Genomic DNA, 14263 nt, shown 5'->3' with positions numbered 1-14263 from the left:
CGATCGGTTATTTCTTGCGGGCGCGCGGGTGCGCCGCGTCGTAGACCTTGGCCAGGTGCTGGAAGTCCAGCCGGGTGTAGATCTGCGTGGTGCTGATGTTGGCGTGGCCCAGCAGTTCCTGGACCGCGCGCAGGTCGCCGCTGCTCTGCAGCAGGTGCGACGCGAACGAGTGGCGCAGCATGTGCGGATGGACGTGCGTGGGCATGCCCGCCGCCAGCGCGCGCTGCTTGAGACGCTTGCGGATCTGGTCGGCGCTGAGCCGGCCGCCGCGCGGACCGACCAGCAGCGCCGGCTCGTCCGCCGCGGCCCAGTGGCCGCGCAGCGCGATCCAGGCCTTCAGCGCCGTCACCGACGGACCGCCCAGCGGCACGGCGCGGCGCTTCGAGCCCTTGCCGAGCACCTGCGCCTCGGCATCCTCGAGCACGATCCAGCCGGCCGACGACGCCTGGTGGCGCAGGTCCAGGCCCACCAGTTCGGACACGCGCAGACCGCTGCCGTAGAGCAGCTCGACAAGGCAGCGTTCCAGCGCCTCGACGACCGGATCGGCCGCGTCCTGATGGTGTTCCGAGAGCCGCACCGCGTCGTCGACGCCGAGCGCCTTCGGCAGCGGCCGGCCCTGCTTGGGCGCGTGCAGGTCGGCGATCGGGTTCGCGTCGACCAGACCGTTCTGACCCAGCCAGCGGTACCAGCCGCGCCACGCGGACAGGATCAGCGCCAGCGTGCGCGGCTTGAGCTTCTGCGTGTGCAGCTTGGCGAGGAAACGCCGCGCCTGGTGCGCGGACAGGCGCAGCAGGTCCAGGTCCTCGACCGAGGCGAGCCCGGTCAGCCGCTGCAACGCGTCCGTGTAGAGCGTCAGCGTGCGCTCCGCCAGGCGGCGCTGCACGCGCAGGTGTTCCAGGTAGCGCCGTTGCTCGTCAGTCAGGCTGAGCGGCGACATGAGGAGCCACAGGGGAAGCGACGTGCGGGTCGGCGTCCAGCAGGCGCGAGAGCGCGGCGCTCGCGATCTCGCCGACGCGGGCCAGGAACTCGGTGCCCATCTCGGCCGTGTAGCGCGTCGGATCCGGCGAGCCCAGCACCAGCAGCCCGAACGGCTGCGCCGGAGCGCCCGTCGTCAGCGGCACCAGCGCCAGCGAGGCCACGTCGTCCTCGAGCCAGCGCGCCGCCTCGAAGCCCGAATTGATGCCGCAGTACGGCTGGTTCAGGCTGCCCACGAAGGTCTTCACGTCCGGGTTGACCTCGGCCGCGAACGGCGCCAGCGCGTGGCCCGCGTCGACGTTCCACAGCCGCAGGCCCGCCTGCGGGATCAGGAACTGGTGGCGCAGCTCGCGCAGCAGCACTTCCGGCAGTTGCCGGTCGTCGCGCGTCAGCATCAGCGCCAGCGTCCAGCGGTGCAGCCGGTCGGCGATCGCGACGTTCTCCTGCCCGTTGCGGATCATCTCGATGATCTTGTGCTCCAGGCCGCGGATCTTGTCGCGCAGCAGCTCCGCCTGGCGCTCCTGCAGCGAGACCGCGCGCTGGCCGTGCGGATGCGAGATCCGGACGTTGGCCAGCAGTTCGGCGTGACGTTCGAAGAACGCCGGGTCATTCGCCAGGTAGTCGGCGATGTCTTGTTCGGTGATGCCTTCGATGCCGCTCACAGTTCGATTTCTCCTTCAAAGACCGTCTGTGCCGGCCCCGTCATGTAGACCGGGGCGGACAGCCCCGGGCCGCCCGGCGTCATGCCGGCCCATTCGATGCGCAGGTCGCCGCCGCGCGTGTGCACCTCGACCGCGGCGTCCAGCCAGCCCAGCCGGATGCCCGCCACCACCGCCGCGCACGCGCCGGTGCCGCAGGCCAGCGTCTCGCCGGCGCCGCGCTCGAACACGCGCAGCTTCACTTCGCCGCGGCTGACGATCTGCAGGAACCCGGCGTTGACACGGCGCGGGAACGATTCATGGTGCTCGACCAGCGGCCCGACGATCCCCACCGGCGCGTGATCGACGTCGTCGACCCGCTGCACCGCGTGCGGATTGCCCATCGACAGCACGGCGACATCCGCCGTGATGCCGTCACCCAGGTCGAGCGGCCAGCGCTCGAAGCCGTTCTCGTGGCGCGGCGCCGATTCCTTCGGATCGAACGGGATCCGCGGCAGGTCGAAGACCGGCGCGCCCATGTCGACCGTGACACGACCGTCGTCCTGCAGGCGCAGCTCGAGCAGCGCGTTGATCGTCTGCACGCGGATGGTCCGCTTGTCCGTCAGGCCCTTGTCGACGACGTAGCGCACGAAGCAGCGCGCGCCGTTGCCGCACTGCTCCACCTCGGAACCGTCCGAGTTGAAGATGCGGTAGCCGAAGTCCACGTCCGGCGACTTGGACGCCTCGATCACCAGGATCTGGTCGCAGCCCACGCCGAAACGGCGATCGCCGACACGCCGCAGCTGTTCGCTCGTCAGCGGCATCGGATGGCGCGTGGCGTCCAGCACGACGAAGTCGTTGCCGGCGCCCTGCATCTTGGTGAAGCGCAGTTTCATGGAAGCGGATTATCGGGAATACAGCGACGGCTCGCCGGGCGGTCTCGTCTTGAATCGCTTGTGGACCCAGAAATACTGGGCCGGGTGCTCGCGGATCCGGTCCTCGAGCCAGCGGTGGAAGTGGTTCGCGTCGGCCTCCATGTCGCCGCTGGGATAGCCCGCCAGCGGTTCATGCGCATGGATGACGATGCCCTCGCCCTTGGGCAGCATCGTGACGATCACCGGCTGCACCACCATCTTCATCGTCTGCGCGATCTTGGCCGGCGCCAGCAGCGTGTTGGCCGGCACGCCGAAGAACGGGATGAAGGCCGAGTCCTTCGGGCCGAAGTCCATGTCGGGCAGGTTCAGGAAGGAGTAGCCGTCGCGGATCGCCCGCAGCACGCTGCGCACGCCCTCGTGGCGGTCGACCAGCTTGGTCGTGCCGAAGCGCGAACGTGCCCGGCGCAACGCCTCGTCGAACAGCGCGTTGCTCTGGCGCTGGTAGATGCTGGCGCCAGGTCTTGCCTGGTTGAGCATCAGCGCCGGACCGATCCAGTCCAGGCCCACGAAATGCGGCATCAGCCACATCACCGGGCGGTCGACCTGCTCGGAGAGCTTGATGTTGCCCTCGATGCGCATCAGCCGCAGCAGGCGCCGGTCCGAGGCGTACCAGAGCAGCCCCCGCTCCAGCAGGCTGCGGCCCAGCCAGCCGAAATGCTCGCGCACCAGGGCTTCGCGTTCGGCCAGCGGCTTGTCCGGAAAACACAGCTCGACGTTGCGCAGCGCGACGCGCCGGCGCGACCCGGCCACGCGATGCAGGACCCCGCCCAGCCCCCATCCGAGGGCCGCCAACCAGCGCAGCGGCAGCCAGTGCAGCAGCCACAGGAGCGCGATCAGCGCATATGTACCCAGTTTTCCCATCCACCCATCCGTGGGCCCTGCCGGGCCTTGGTCTTTCATATAATCTCGCCCCAGTCGCCGAGTTAATCTGGACAACTTGCGGGGCGACTCATAAATCCCGCTAAAGCGTTCGCCGCCTGACTCCCGTCTCGGCAACGCCAGAAGGCTGTGCCCGAAGACTGAATCACAGGAGTTTAAATTGGCGAGCGATTTCCTCTTCACCTCGGAATCCGTGTCCGAAGGCCACCCCGACAAGGTGGCGGACCAGATCTCCGACGCGATCCTCGACGCGATCCTGGCGCAGGACCCGCGATCGCGCGTGGCGGCCGAGACCCTCTGCAACACCGGCCTGGTGGTGCTGGCCGGCGAGATCACGACCAACGCCCACGTCGACTACATCCAGGTCGCCCGCGACACGATCAAGCGCATCGGCTACGACAACACCGAGTACGGCATCGACTACAAGGGTTGCGCCGTGCTCGTCGCCTACGACAAGCAGAGCAACGACATCGCCCAGGGCGTCGACCAGGCCTCCGACGACCACCTGAACACCGGCGCCGGCGACCAGGGCCTGATGTTCGGCTACGCCTGCGATGAGACGCCGGAGCTGATGCCCGCGCCGATCTACTACGCGCACCGGCTGGTCGAGCGCCAGGCGCAGCTGCGCAAGGACGGCCGCCTGCCCTTCCTGCGTCCGGACGCGAAGAGCCAGGTGACGATGCGCTACGTCGACGGCAAGCCGCACAGCATCGACACCGTCGTGCTGTCCACGCAGCATGCGCCGGAGATGTCGCTCGGCGACAAGATGAAGCCCGAGTTCTACGAGGCCGTCATCGAGGAGATCATCAAGCCGGTGCTGCCCAAGGAATGGCTGCAGGACACGAAGTACCTGGTCAACCCGACCGGCCGCTTCGTCATCGGCGGCCCGCAGGGCGACTGCGGCCTGACCGGCCGCAAGATCATCGTCGACACCTACGGCGGTGCATGCCCGCACGGCGGTGGCGCGTTCTCGGGCAAGGATCCGACCAAGGTGGACCGTTCGGCGGCCTACGCGGCCCGCTACGTGGCGAAGAACATCGTCGCCGCCGGCCTGGCCAAGCAGTGCCAGATCCAGGTCGCGTACGCCATCGGCGTCGCGCGTCCGATGAACGTCACGGTCTACACCGAAGGCACCGGCGTCCTGCCCGACGAGCAGATCGCCGCGCTGGTCAACGAGCACTTCGACCTGCGTCCCAAGGGCATCATCCAGATGCTGGATCTGCTGCGTCCGATCTACGGCAAGACGGCGGCGTACGGTCACTTCGGGCGTGAAGAGCCGGAGTTCAGTTGGGAGCGGACGGACAAAGCGAAGGCGCTGCGAGCAGCGGCCGGGCTGTAAGCCCGGAACTTGCGCAGCAAGTTCTTCGCTTTGGGGCGACGCTCATATCCGCGGCAGCGGATGTGAGCGTCGACCACAAACCCCCTCCCCCGAACCGGTCATTTGCCGCACACGCGGAAACTTGATCCCCCGACTCAGGGCTGCCTTGCGCGGCCCTTGTCGTTTCATGAAGTCGGGCATCGCGGCAGAATGACCGCATGCACGCCATGCCGACCTCGCCGTCCCCGCTGACCATCCTGATCGTCGACGACCAGAGTGCCACCCGCGTGGCGCTGACCGCGGAACTGGACCGCGCCGGTCACCGCGTGCTGGAGGCCGACAGCGCCGAGTGGGCGCTGGAGCTGTTCCGCCGCTACCGACCCGACCTGGTGCTGCTGGACGTCGAGATGCCCGGCCACGACGGCTACTGGACCTGCCGCGAGATGCGTGCCGCCGAGCCCGGCGGCTGGACGCCGATCATCTTCCTCAGCCAGTTCAACCAGGACGAGGACGTCTGGAAGGGCATCGAATCCGGCGGCGACGACTACCTGGTGAAGCCGGCCTCCGCGATGATCCTGCACGCCAAGCTGCGCGCGATGCAGCGCCTGGCGCAGATGCGCGCGCGGCTGGTGCAGATGTCCGAGGAACTGCGCGCGGCCAACGCGCAACTGGAGGAACTCTCCAGCGTCGACGCCATGACCGGCCTGATGAACCGGCGCGCACTGGATGCACGGCTGCAGCAGGAACTGGACCTCGCCCGCCGCGACGGCAAGCCGCTGACGCTGATGCTCTGCGACGTCGACCACTTCAAGCGTTACAACGACGCGGCCGGCCACGTTGCCGGCGACGCCTGCCTGCGCCGCATCGGCCAACTGCTCAAGGAAACCTGCCGCCGCCCGAGCGACTGCGCCGGACGCTACGGCGGCGAGGAGTTCGCGCTGGTCCTGCCCAACACGCCGCGCTCCGGCGCGATGACCTACGCCCGCGCGCTGATGCGCACGGTGGAACTGGCCGCGATCCCGCATCCGGATTCGCCGACCGGCGCGACGATCACGCTCTCCGGCGGGATCACCACCTGCCTGCCCGACGACAGCACCAGCGCCGAGGGCCTGATCATCCGCGCCGACGACGCCCTCTACAACGCCAAGTCCACCGGCCGGAACCGCTTCTTCAGCTACGAGATGCAGATGGACACGGCGGAACAGCGCCGCCAGGCCGCGCCGGCGACCGCCGCGCCGACCGCACCCGGCGTGCCGCCGTCGTCCCCGACTTGAGGCATACCCGAACTGCCTTCGGCGGGACCGGCCCCGCATAATCGGCTCCGGCACATCTTGTTGCCGCCTGTCGACGATGCCCGGCCATGGACGCTTCCGCCTCGCTGCCGCCTGCCTCGCTCCCTCCGCTGCGCATCCTGGTCGTGGATGACCAGGCCAGCACGCGTGGGTTCCTCTGCAGGCAGCTGCAGGCGATCGGACATCACACGCTGGAGGCGGACGGCGGCGACAGCGCCCTGGCCCGCTTCGACGGCGACCATCCCGACCTGGTGCTGCTCGACGTCGAGATGCCCGACCACGACGGCTACTGGGTCGCCAGCCAGATGCGCGCGCACGAGAACGGCGGCTGGACGCCGATCATCTTCCTCTCCAGCCGCGACCGCGACCAGGACCTCTGGCAGGGCATCGAGTCGGGCGGCGACGACTACCTGGTCAAGCCCGTCTCCAACACCGTGCTGCAGGCCAAGCTGCGCGCGATGCAGCGGCTGCGGCGGATGCAGACGCGGTTGCAGCAGGTGTCGGACGATCTCCGGCACAGCAATGAACGGCTGGAGAAGCTTTCCGGCGAGGATCCGCTGACGCGGCTGATGAACCGCCGCGCCTTCGACGCGCGACTGGCCCAGGAGATCGCCTGCGCGCGGCGCGACCAGCAGCCGCTGACGCTGGTGCTGTGCGACATCGACCACTTCAAGCGCTACAACGACAGCTACGGCCACCTGGCCGGCGACGCCTGCCTGCAGCGCGTCGCGCGGCTGCTGCAGGAGACCTGCCGCCGTCCTCGCGACTGCGCGGCCCGCTATGGCGGCGAGGAGTTCGCGCTGATCCTGCCGGGCACGCCGCGCTCCGGTGCGATGACCTTCGCGCGGGCGGTGATGCGCACGCTGCGCAACTGCAACATGCGCCACCCGGATTCGGTCGAGCCCCACGTCACGCTGTCCGGCGGCATCACCACCTGCGTGCCGGACGCGGACACCTCCGTCGAAGGCCTGCTGCGGCGCTCCGACGACGCGCTCTACACAGCGAAGTCGCGCGGTCGCAACCGCTTCTTCAGTTTCGAGATGCAGATGGACACCGTCGAGCAGGCGCCGAGCGGCTTCGCGCCGCTGTGAGGCGCATGAGGGCTTCAGTACTTCCGCCGCCGCTGGCCCTCACCCCGGCACTCGACGACTCCCTGCTGACACATCCGGTGTCGTGCCGAGGGTACCGTCAGGGCTTTCGATGACCCCTGCTTCCGAATGCCCGTGATCGACCATGACGCGCTGCGGCGTCACGCCATCGCCCGCACCTTCTTCAAGCCGACGACGCTGCTGCGCGCGATCCAGCGCCTGGGCTTCGTGCAGGCCGACCCGATCCGCGCCCCGGCGCGGGCACAGGACCTGATCCTGATGCACCGGGTCAAGGACTACCGCGCCGGTCAGCTGGAAGCGCGCTACGCGAAGCTGGCCGTCGAGGAGGACGCCCTCGTCAACTACGGCTTCCTGCCGCGCGAGATGCTGTCGCTGCTCCATCCGCGCACCCCGAAGCGCGCCTGGGACGAGGCGATGACCGCCCGCGCCGCCGAGGTCCTCGAGTTCATCCGCGCGCGCGGCCGCACGCATCCGCAGCATGTGCAGCAGGCGTTCAGCCATGGACGCGTCGAGGGCTACTGGGGCGGCGAGCTCAACGCCAGCACGCACCTGCTCGACGGCATGCACTACCGCGGCCTGCTGCGCGTGGCGCGGCGCGACTCCGGCACGCGGGTCTACGAGGTGATCGAGCACCTGCCCCAGGACGACAGCCCCGAGGCCCGCCACGCGCGGGCGGCGCGGCTGCTCGACATGATCGTGGCGCTCTATGCGCCGCTGCCCTCGCCCAGCCTCGGCTACCTGACCTCGCTGCTGGGCTACGGCGCACCGCACCTGAACGTCGAGGCGCGCCACGTGCTGAAGGAAGCCAAGGCGCGCTGGGGCCACGCGAAGATCGACGGCGAGGTCTGGTACTGGCCCGCCGACGAGCATCCGGCGTCACGCGCGCACAAGGTCGAGCCGGACCGGCTGCGTTTCCTCGCGCCGTTCGACCCGCTGGTGTGGGACCGCCGCCGCTTCGAGCGGCTGTGGGGCTGGGCCTACCGCTTCGAGGCCTACACGCCGCCGGCCAAGCGCACGATGGGCCACTACGCGCTGCCGATGCTCTGGGGCGACCGGATGATCGGCTGGGCCAACCTGAAGGTCGAGGCCGGGACGCTGGTCCCGGACCTCGGCTTCATCGACAAGCGGCCGCGTGAGGCGGCCTTCCGCGCCGCGCTGGACGAGGCGTACTACGAGATGGCCGTGTTCCTCGGACTCGAGGAATGACAGCGATCACGCGTTGACCAGCGCCATCGACACCTCGGGGTACCTTTCGCCGGCGACGGGGAACGCGTCGAGCAGCTCGTGCAGTTCCTCGCGCAGCACGTCGTTGAGCCGCAGGCGCGCGGCCATCGCGTTCTCCTCCAGCCGCGCGGTCGAGCGGGTGCCGGGGATCGGCACGATGTCCGGACCGCGGTCCAGCAGCCAGGCCAGCGCCAGTTGCGCCGGCGCCAGGCCGTGGTCGCGGGCCAGCGCGACGATCGCATCGGCCAGCGCGAGGTTCTGCGCCAGGTGGCCGTCCTGGAAGCGCGGATTGACCCGCCGCCAGTCGTTGGCTGCCAGTTGATCGGCGCTGCGGATCGCGCCGGTCAGGAAGCCCCGACCCAGCGGGCTGTACGGCACCAGCGCGATGCCGAGCTCGCGGCAGGTCGGCAGCACCTCGGCCTCGACATCGCGGGTCCACAGCGAGTACTCGGACTGCACCGCCGCGATCGGATGCACCCGGTGGGCGCGGCGGATCGTCTCCGCGGAGGCTTCCGACAGCCCGATGTGCCGCACCTTGCCCGCGCGCACCAGCTCGGCCATCGCGCCGACGGTCTCCTCGATCGGCACGGACTTGTCGACGCGGTGCAGGTAGTACAGGTCGATGTGGTTCACGCCGAGCCGGCGCAGGCTCGCATCGCACGACGCGTGGACATGGGCCGGCTTGCCGTTGACGCCGGCCGAGAGGCCGTCGGCGTTGCGGACGATGCCGAACTTGGTGGCGAGCACCACCTCGCGGCGGCGGTTGGCGAGCAGCCCCGACAGCAGACGCTCGTTGGCGCCGTTGCCGTAGATGTCGGAGGTGTCGAGGAAGTTCATCCCGAGGTCCAGCGCGCGGTGCAGGACGGCCATCGACGTGGCCTCGTCGGCGGGGCCGTAGAAATCGGACATCCCCATGCAGCCGAGCCCGAGCGCGGAGACCTCCGGCCCGTGCGCGCCGAGCCGGCGGCGCGGCAGTTGGGGCAGGTTGTTGAGCGGTTCCCTGGACATGATGGTCATGGCGGCACTCCTTCGAAAGCAAGGTGACGGCGGCGATCGGATGACCGCCGCGATGACCGAGAGCTTAGGAATCCGCCCCCCTCCGGAACCAGCGCAATGCTCGCCCGTCCTTGCCCAATCCTCCGGAACCCCGTCCGGCGCCCTCGCGGGCGCTGGCGGCGCGCGCGACGGACTTGCACAATCCGATGCATGGTCGCACCCACTCCGATTCCCCTCGCCGACGGCTTCCCCGACGCGCTGCAGGCCCTGCGCGCGCAGATGGTGGATCTGACGCTCCGGCACATCGACGGCGAAGGCTCCCGCCCGACCGCCATTCCCTGCCTGCACCTGATCAAGGCCAGCTGCAGCATGCCCAAGACCGCGCCGGCCTTCTACGAGCCCGGCCTGGCCATCGTGCTGCAGGGGCGCAAGAAGGTGGAGCTCGGCACCGAGACGCTGTACTACGACCCGCTGCACTTCCTGCTGGTGTCGATGCCGATGCTGCCCAAGGGCGGCGTCATCGAGGCGACGCCGGACAAGCCCTACCTGTGCGTGCGCATCGACTGCTCGACCGCGACGCTGGCGGAGCTGATGCTCGAGGTCGGCCCGGCGAGCACCGATGCGTCGCCGTCGGCGCAGTCGGGGCTGAACGTCGCGCCGGTGTCGGAATCGCTGCTGAGCGCCGCCCTGCGGCTGATGCAGCTGCTGGACAACCCGTCGGACCAGCGCGTCATGGCGCCGCTGCTGCAGCGGGAGATCTTCTATCGCGTGCTGACCGGCCCGCTCGGTCCGCGGCTGCGCGCGCTGGCGCAGCAGGACAGCGCGACGCGCCGCCTGTCGCGCGCGATCGACGAGCTGAACCGCCGCTTCAGCGAAGCCATCAGCATCGACGAGCTGGCCGCGGTGGCGCACATGAGCGCCTCGACCTTGCATCAGCGCTTCAAGCAGCTCACGAGCATGTCGCCGATGCAGTACCAGAAGCAGCTGCGGCTGCAGCATGCGCGCCGGCTGATGCTCGGCGAAGGGCTGGACGCGGCGGCGGCGGCGCATCAGGTCGGCTACGAGAGCGCCTCGCAGTTCAGCCGCGAATACCGTCGCCTCTTCGGCACGCCGCCGCGCGCCGACATCGAGCAGCTGCTGCGCGCAGGATGAGCCCGCTCATGCAGGACACCGAGGCGCTGAGCGCGATGCTGTCGCGCCATGCGCCGCGTGAGGGCGTCTGGCCGACGGCCCTGCCCCGGCTGTGGATCATCCGGCTCGACGCGCCGGGCGGCGAACTCGCGCACGCGGTTCAGCCGGCCTCGCTGTGCCTGATCTCGCAGGGCGCGAAAGAGGTGCGGCTCGGCGAGGAGCGCTACGTCTACGACGCCGCGCGCTTCATGGTGTTCACGACCGACCTGCCGGTCAGCGGCCGCGTGACCGAGGCGACCCCGGAGCGCCCCTACCTCTGCCTGCGCCTGGACTTCGATCCGGAGGAAGTGGCGGAGCTGGTCGCACGGAGCGGTCCGCCTCGGGCGCCCGCCGCGTCAGGGGCACCTGTGGCAACAGTGGCGCCGGTCGCATCGACGGGCAACGCCGAGGGCGATGACCTCGGCCGCGGCCTCTTCGTCAGCGCGGTCACGGCGGAGATGCTCGACGCATCGGCGCGCCTGATGCGGCTGCTCGATCATCCGGAGGACCAGGCCGCGCTCGCGGCCATGGCGATGCGCGAGCTGGTCTACCGCGTGCTGCGCAGCGAGCAGGGCGAGCGCCTGGCGCAGGTCGCGCGCGCCGACAGCCAGACGCAGCGCGTGCACCGCGCGATCCGCTGGCTGAAGGCGCATTACGCGCAACCGCTGCGCATCGAGTCGCTGGCCAAGGAGGCGCACATGAGCGCGTCGTCGCTGCACCACCATTTCCGCGCGCTGACGTCGATGAGTCCCTTGCAGTACCAGAAGCAGCTGCGACTGCAGGAGGCCCGCCGGCTGCTGATCGCCGAGGGCCTGGAAGTCGCGCGTGCCGGCCATGCGGTCGGGTACGAGAGCCCGTCGCAATTCAGCCGCGAGTACAGCCGCCTTTACGGTGCGCCGCCGTCACGCGACGCAGCGAAGCGGCGCGACACGCCGGCCTCGCGGTTCACGGCCTGAGCGCCGCCGCGATCCGGTTGGCGCCCCGGTCGGCGCCCCGGTCGGCGCCCCATGCCCCCGGGCCGGACGCCCTCACTTGCTGAAGCAGTTCCCCACCATCGCTGGCGCGTCCTTGAGACGATCGTCGGTCGGGTTGATGGCGGCGACGCGGTTCTCGTAGACCCGCGTGCACTTGCTGCCCTGGCGGATCACCTTGGAGCCCGAGCCGCTCGTCGACACGCTCGACACGATGGGCAGGGTGCCTGCGGCGTCCGCGATCGCGGACTCGACGGTGCGCGGCGCGCTGTGGGAACGATCGTCGTTGCGGATCTGATCGGCCATGCGCACGCGCGCATCGGAGGCGGGACCGGCTTTCGGCAGCGCGAGGTTGAGCGTCGTGCGCCCGTTGCCGAGGGGCGCGGACGCCCCCGAGGCCGGCAGTGCCGGTGCCGCCACCGTCTGGATCGACGTCGACGGCGGCGCGGCGGTGATCGTCACCTCGGGCGGCGCCACGAGGATCGGCGCCTGCAACCGCGGAACGTCGAGCCGACGTCGCTCGAGTTCTGGGCGGGCCGCGGGTGGTGTCTCGCGGCTCATCGGGAGCGGCAGCAGCCGCACCTCGGTCAGCCGGGGGCCCTCGGAGGTCCTGCGCCCTCGCCAACCGTGGTCCATCCACAGCATCGACAGGAAGGCGGCCTGCACCAGCAGCGCCGCAGCCAGCCCGATCCATCGCCGCCTGCCTGCGGGACGCTGCCAATGCGACGCCGTCATGCGGGCGCGCCTCCTCGATCCATCGCGCCCTCCCCGGCCGACCTGTCCTGGGGCGCGATGGTAGCCGCGCCCCGTGACCGTTGCCGGAGGCCCGCCCGAGACGGTCGGTCAGACGCCGTCGCGATCCAGCGAGGCCGACAGCCCCGCGTGGGCCTCGACCTCCGCCATCCGCTGGCCGAAGGTCTCGCGCGCCATGCCGAGCGCGTCCGAGCCCGCCACGAAATGCAGCGGCGGCGTCGGCATCGCGGCCAGTTCGACGAAGGCCCGCCCCAGCTTCGCCGGATCACCGGGTTGCTGGTGGTTGTAGGCCTCGTAGGTCGACAGCGGCGGCGTGGGCAGCGTCGCGTAATCCGCGATGGACTGCGTGCCGTAGCGGACCGAACTGGCATCCAGGAAATCGGTGCGGAAGAAGCCCGGCTCGACGACCGTCACGCGGATGTTGAAGCCGGCGAGCTCGGGCGCCAGCGACGCGGTGAAGCCGTCGACGGCGAACTTCGTCGCGCAATACACCGCCGCGCCATCGAAGCCGCGGAAGCCGCCGACCGACGCGATGTTCAGGATGTGCCCGTCGCGCTGACGACGCATCACCGGCAACACCGCGCGGGTGACATGCATCAGGCCGAAGACGTTGGTGGCGAACTGGCGCTCGATGTCGGCGGCGCTGATTTCCTCGAACAGGCCGAGCTGTCCGTAGCCGGCGTTGTTGACCAGCACGTCGATGCGGCCGAAGCGGGCAACGGCCTGCTCGACCGCGTGGACAGCATCGGCCTCGCGGCTGACGTCCAGCGGGAGGCACAGCACGGCCTCGCCGTGATCCGCATATGCCGTCTTCAGCGCGTCGACGTTGCGGCCGGTGGCGACGACACGGTCGCCGGCGGCCAGCGCCGCCTGGGCGATCTCGCGGCCGAAACCGCGGTTGGCGCCGGTGATGAACCAGATCTTGCTCATGGAGTTCCGTCCTTCAGGGGGTTCGGGGCCAGCGGCATGAGGTGCCGGGGCCGGTGTTGGGGGACGGATGAATCGTAGGAACGGGGCGGCGATCGCCCATGCCGATTTCGGCGCACCGCTTGCACGATCCGCCAAAGTACCGTTCCGGCGCCGCCGCAACACCCGGGGATGCGCGCCAACGGCCCTTGTGTTATATTCCCCGACTTGACTCGCACAAGACCACCCTCTTCAGGTCTTCTTCTGCAGCCCCTCCGGTCCCTCCCAAGGACCCTTCTGCGAGCGGCTCGCACCAGCATCACCCCCCGGTTCGTGCGCTTGAGCGTTTCTGGCTTCGGTCTGCCTGTTCGCCATTCGGCTGATTGGCATCAGAAGCCACTTTCCGTGCCTCTTCTGTTCGTATCATCGAATCGGAGTGACACACCTTCCCACACCGCGCCAAGACGGTTGCTTATTGCGATTGCCTGTCAAGGCGCACACCTCAAAATAACGATGCAGAACAAACGCATTGAGGTGGGGCGATTCCTTGTCTCACCGATGACCAAACCCCATGCCGACGGCGGATTCGCCGCGGCCGTCTCGATCCAGTCGGGACGCGGCATGGCCAGCATTGATCGTGTCATGCGATTCGTGCCGACCTTCGAGACCCGCCGCGCCGCGTTGCGCTACGCGGAGACCGAAGGCACCGCCTGGGCGCGCAGCCACTGAGCCGCGCGCCGCTGATTCCCGAGGCGAGGGCCTGCGGCAGACCGCGGCTGGCGCCCTTTTCATTTTCAAGAATGGAGCAAGCCATATGGCCAAGGAAGAACTGATCGAGATGCAGGGTGTCGTCAACGAAATCCTGCCGGACTCGCGCTTTCGCGTGACGCTGGAAAACGGCCATCAGGTCATCGCCTACACGGGCGGCAAGATGCGCAAGCATCACATCCGCATCCTGGCCGGCGATGCCGTCTCCCTGGAAATGTCGCCGTACGACCTGACCAAGGGCCGGATCACCTTCCGTCACCTGCAGCGTTCGAACCACTCGGGCCCGCCGCCGGTCCGTCGCTGACGCGCCTTGCCGCGGGAGGCCCCAG

General features: G+C 69.5%; 15 protein-coding genes. 8 read left to right on the top strand and 7 right to left on the bottom strand.

The window, feature by feature from the left end:
- Nucleotides 1-7: 7 nt before the first annotated feature.
- Genes AC07PR_RS28210 through AC07PR_RS28195 form a run of 4 tightly spaced genes read right to left on the bottom strand, consistent with a single transcriptional unit; the run spans nt 8 to nt 3409 of the window.
- On the bottom strand, nt 8-937 hold the full coding sequence (locus tag AC07PR_RS28210; protein WP_495137219.1) for a tyrosine recombinase XerC: 930 nt from the start codon (nt 935-937) through the stop codon (nt 8-10).
- Nucleotides 915-1637: a DUF484 family protein gene (locus AC07PR_RS28205; protein ID WP_495137218.1), complete on the bottom strand. Its 723-nt coding sequence runs from the start codon at nt 1635-1637 to the stop codon at nt 915-917. The genes AC07PR_RS28210 and AC07PR_RS28205 overlap by 23 nt, the downstream gene beginning before the upstream one ends.
- Nucleotides 1634-2509, bottom strand: a complete 876-nt coding sequence (gene dapF, locus AC07PR_RS28200) for a diaminopimelate epimerase (RefSeq protein WP_377157948.1) — start codon at nt 2507-2509, stop codon at nt 1634-1636. Before dapF ends, AC07PR_RS28205 begins: the two co-directional genes overlap by 4 nt.
- Nucleotides 2510-2518: 9 nt before the next feature.
- Nucleotides 2519-3409, bottom strand: a complete 891-nt coding sequence (locus AC07PR_RS28195; protein WP_377157949.1) for an LpxL/LpxP family acyltransferase — start codon at nt 3407-3409, stop codon at nt 2519-2521.
- A gap of 178 nt (nt 3410-3587) precedes the next feature.
- Here AC07PR_RS28195 and metK point away from each other — a divergent pair, with 178 nt between their 5' ends.
- The 4 genes from metK (at nt 3588) to AC07PR_RS28175 (ending at nt 8352) form a co-directional block, all read left to right on the top strand.
- Entirely contained in the window at nt 3588-4766 is a 1179-nt protein-coding gene (gene metK, locus AC07PR_RS28190; RefSeq protein WP_377157951.1) for a methionine adenosyltransferase, read from the top strand.
- Nucleotides 4767-4963: 197 nt separating this feature from the next.
- Entirely contained in the window at nt 4964-6019 is a 1056-nt protein-coding gene (locus tag AC07PR_RS28185; protein WP_377157953.1) for a GGDEF domain-containing response regulator, read from the top strand.
- Nucleotides 6020-6105: 86 nt separating this feature from the next.
- Nucleotides 6106-7128, top strand: a complete 1023-nt coding sequence (locus AC07PR_RS28180; protein ID WP_377157955.1) for a GGDEF domain-containing response regulator — start codon at nt 6106-6108, stop codon at nt 7126-7128.
- A 126-nt stretch (nt 7129-7254) separates the two neighbouring features.
- Nucleotides 7255-8352 carry a DNA glycosylase AlkZ-like family protein gene (locus AC07PR_RS28175; protein WP_495137217.1) on the top strand — a complete coding sequence of 366 codons (1098 nt, stop codon included), beginning with the start codon at nt 7255-7257 and terminating at the stop codon, nt 8350-8352.
- A gap of 6 nt (nt 8353-8358) precedes the next feature.
- Here the strand turns inward: AC07PR_RS28175 and AC07PR_RS28170 are convergent, their stop codons facing one another.
- On the bottom strand, nt 8359-9387 hold the full coding sequence (locus AC07PR_RS28170) for an aldo/keto reductase (RefSeq protein WP_495137216.1): 1029 nt from the start codon (nt 9385-9387) through the stop codon (nt 8359-8361).
- A 189-nt stretch (nt 9388-9576) separates the two neighbouring features.
- Here AC07PR_RS28170 and AC07PR_RS28165 point away from each other — a divergent pair, with 189 nt between their 5' ends.
- The gene (locus AC07PR_RS28165) at nt 9577-10518 is read left to right on the top strand and encodes an AraC family transcriptional regulator (protein ID WP_297531928.1); all 942 of its coding nucleotides are present in this window, start codon (nt 9577-9579) and stop codon (nt 10516-10518) included.
- 8 nt (nt 10519-10526) lie between these two features.
- Nucleotides 10527-11492: an AraC family transcriptional regulator gene (locus AC07PR_RS28160; protein ID WP_495137215.1), complete on the top strand. Its 966-nt coding sequence runs from the start codon at nt 10527-10529 to the stop codon at nt 11490-11492.
- Nucleotides 11493-11564: 72 nt separating this feature from the next.
- Here AC07PR_RS28160 and AC07PR_RS28155 read toward each other — a convergent pair whose 3' ends face one another.
- Both AC07PR_RS28155 and AC07PR_RS28150 read right to left on the bottom strand, forming a co-directional pair.
- Nucleotides 11565-12242 (bottom strand): hypothetical protein, encoded by a 678-nt coding sequence (locus AC07PR_RS28155; RefSeq protein WP_495137214.1) that lies wholly within the window; start codon nt 12240-12242, stop codon nt 11565-11567.
- 108 nt (nt 12243-12350) lie between these two features.
- Nucleotides 12351-13190, bottom strand: coding sequence for an oxidoreductase (locus tag AC07PR_RS28150; protein WP_495137213.1), 840 nt, complete (start codon nt 13188-13190; stop codon nt 12351-12353).
- Between the two features lie 534 nt (nt 13191-13724).
- Between AC07PR_RS28150 and AC07PR_RS28145 the strand changes: the two genes are divergently transcribed.
- Entirely contained in the window at nt 13725-13895 is a 171-nt protein-coding gene (locus tag AC07PR_RS28145; RefSeq protein WP_197507081.1) for a hypothetical protein, read from the top strand.
- 85 nt (nt 13896-13980) lie between these two features.
- Nucleotides 13981-14238: a translation initiation factor IF-1 gene (infA, locus tag AC07PR_RS28140; protein WP_067278543.1), complete on the top strand. Its 258-nt coding sequence runs from the start codon at nt 13981-13983 to the stop codon at nt 14236-14238.
- Nucleotides 14239-14263 lie beyond the last annotated feature (25 nt).

The sequence above is a fragment of the Roseateles sp. GW821-FHT09H11 genome, assembly GCF_059415845.1.
This window is presented reverse-complemented; position numbering and strand designations above follow the sequence as displayed.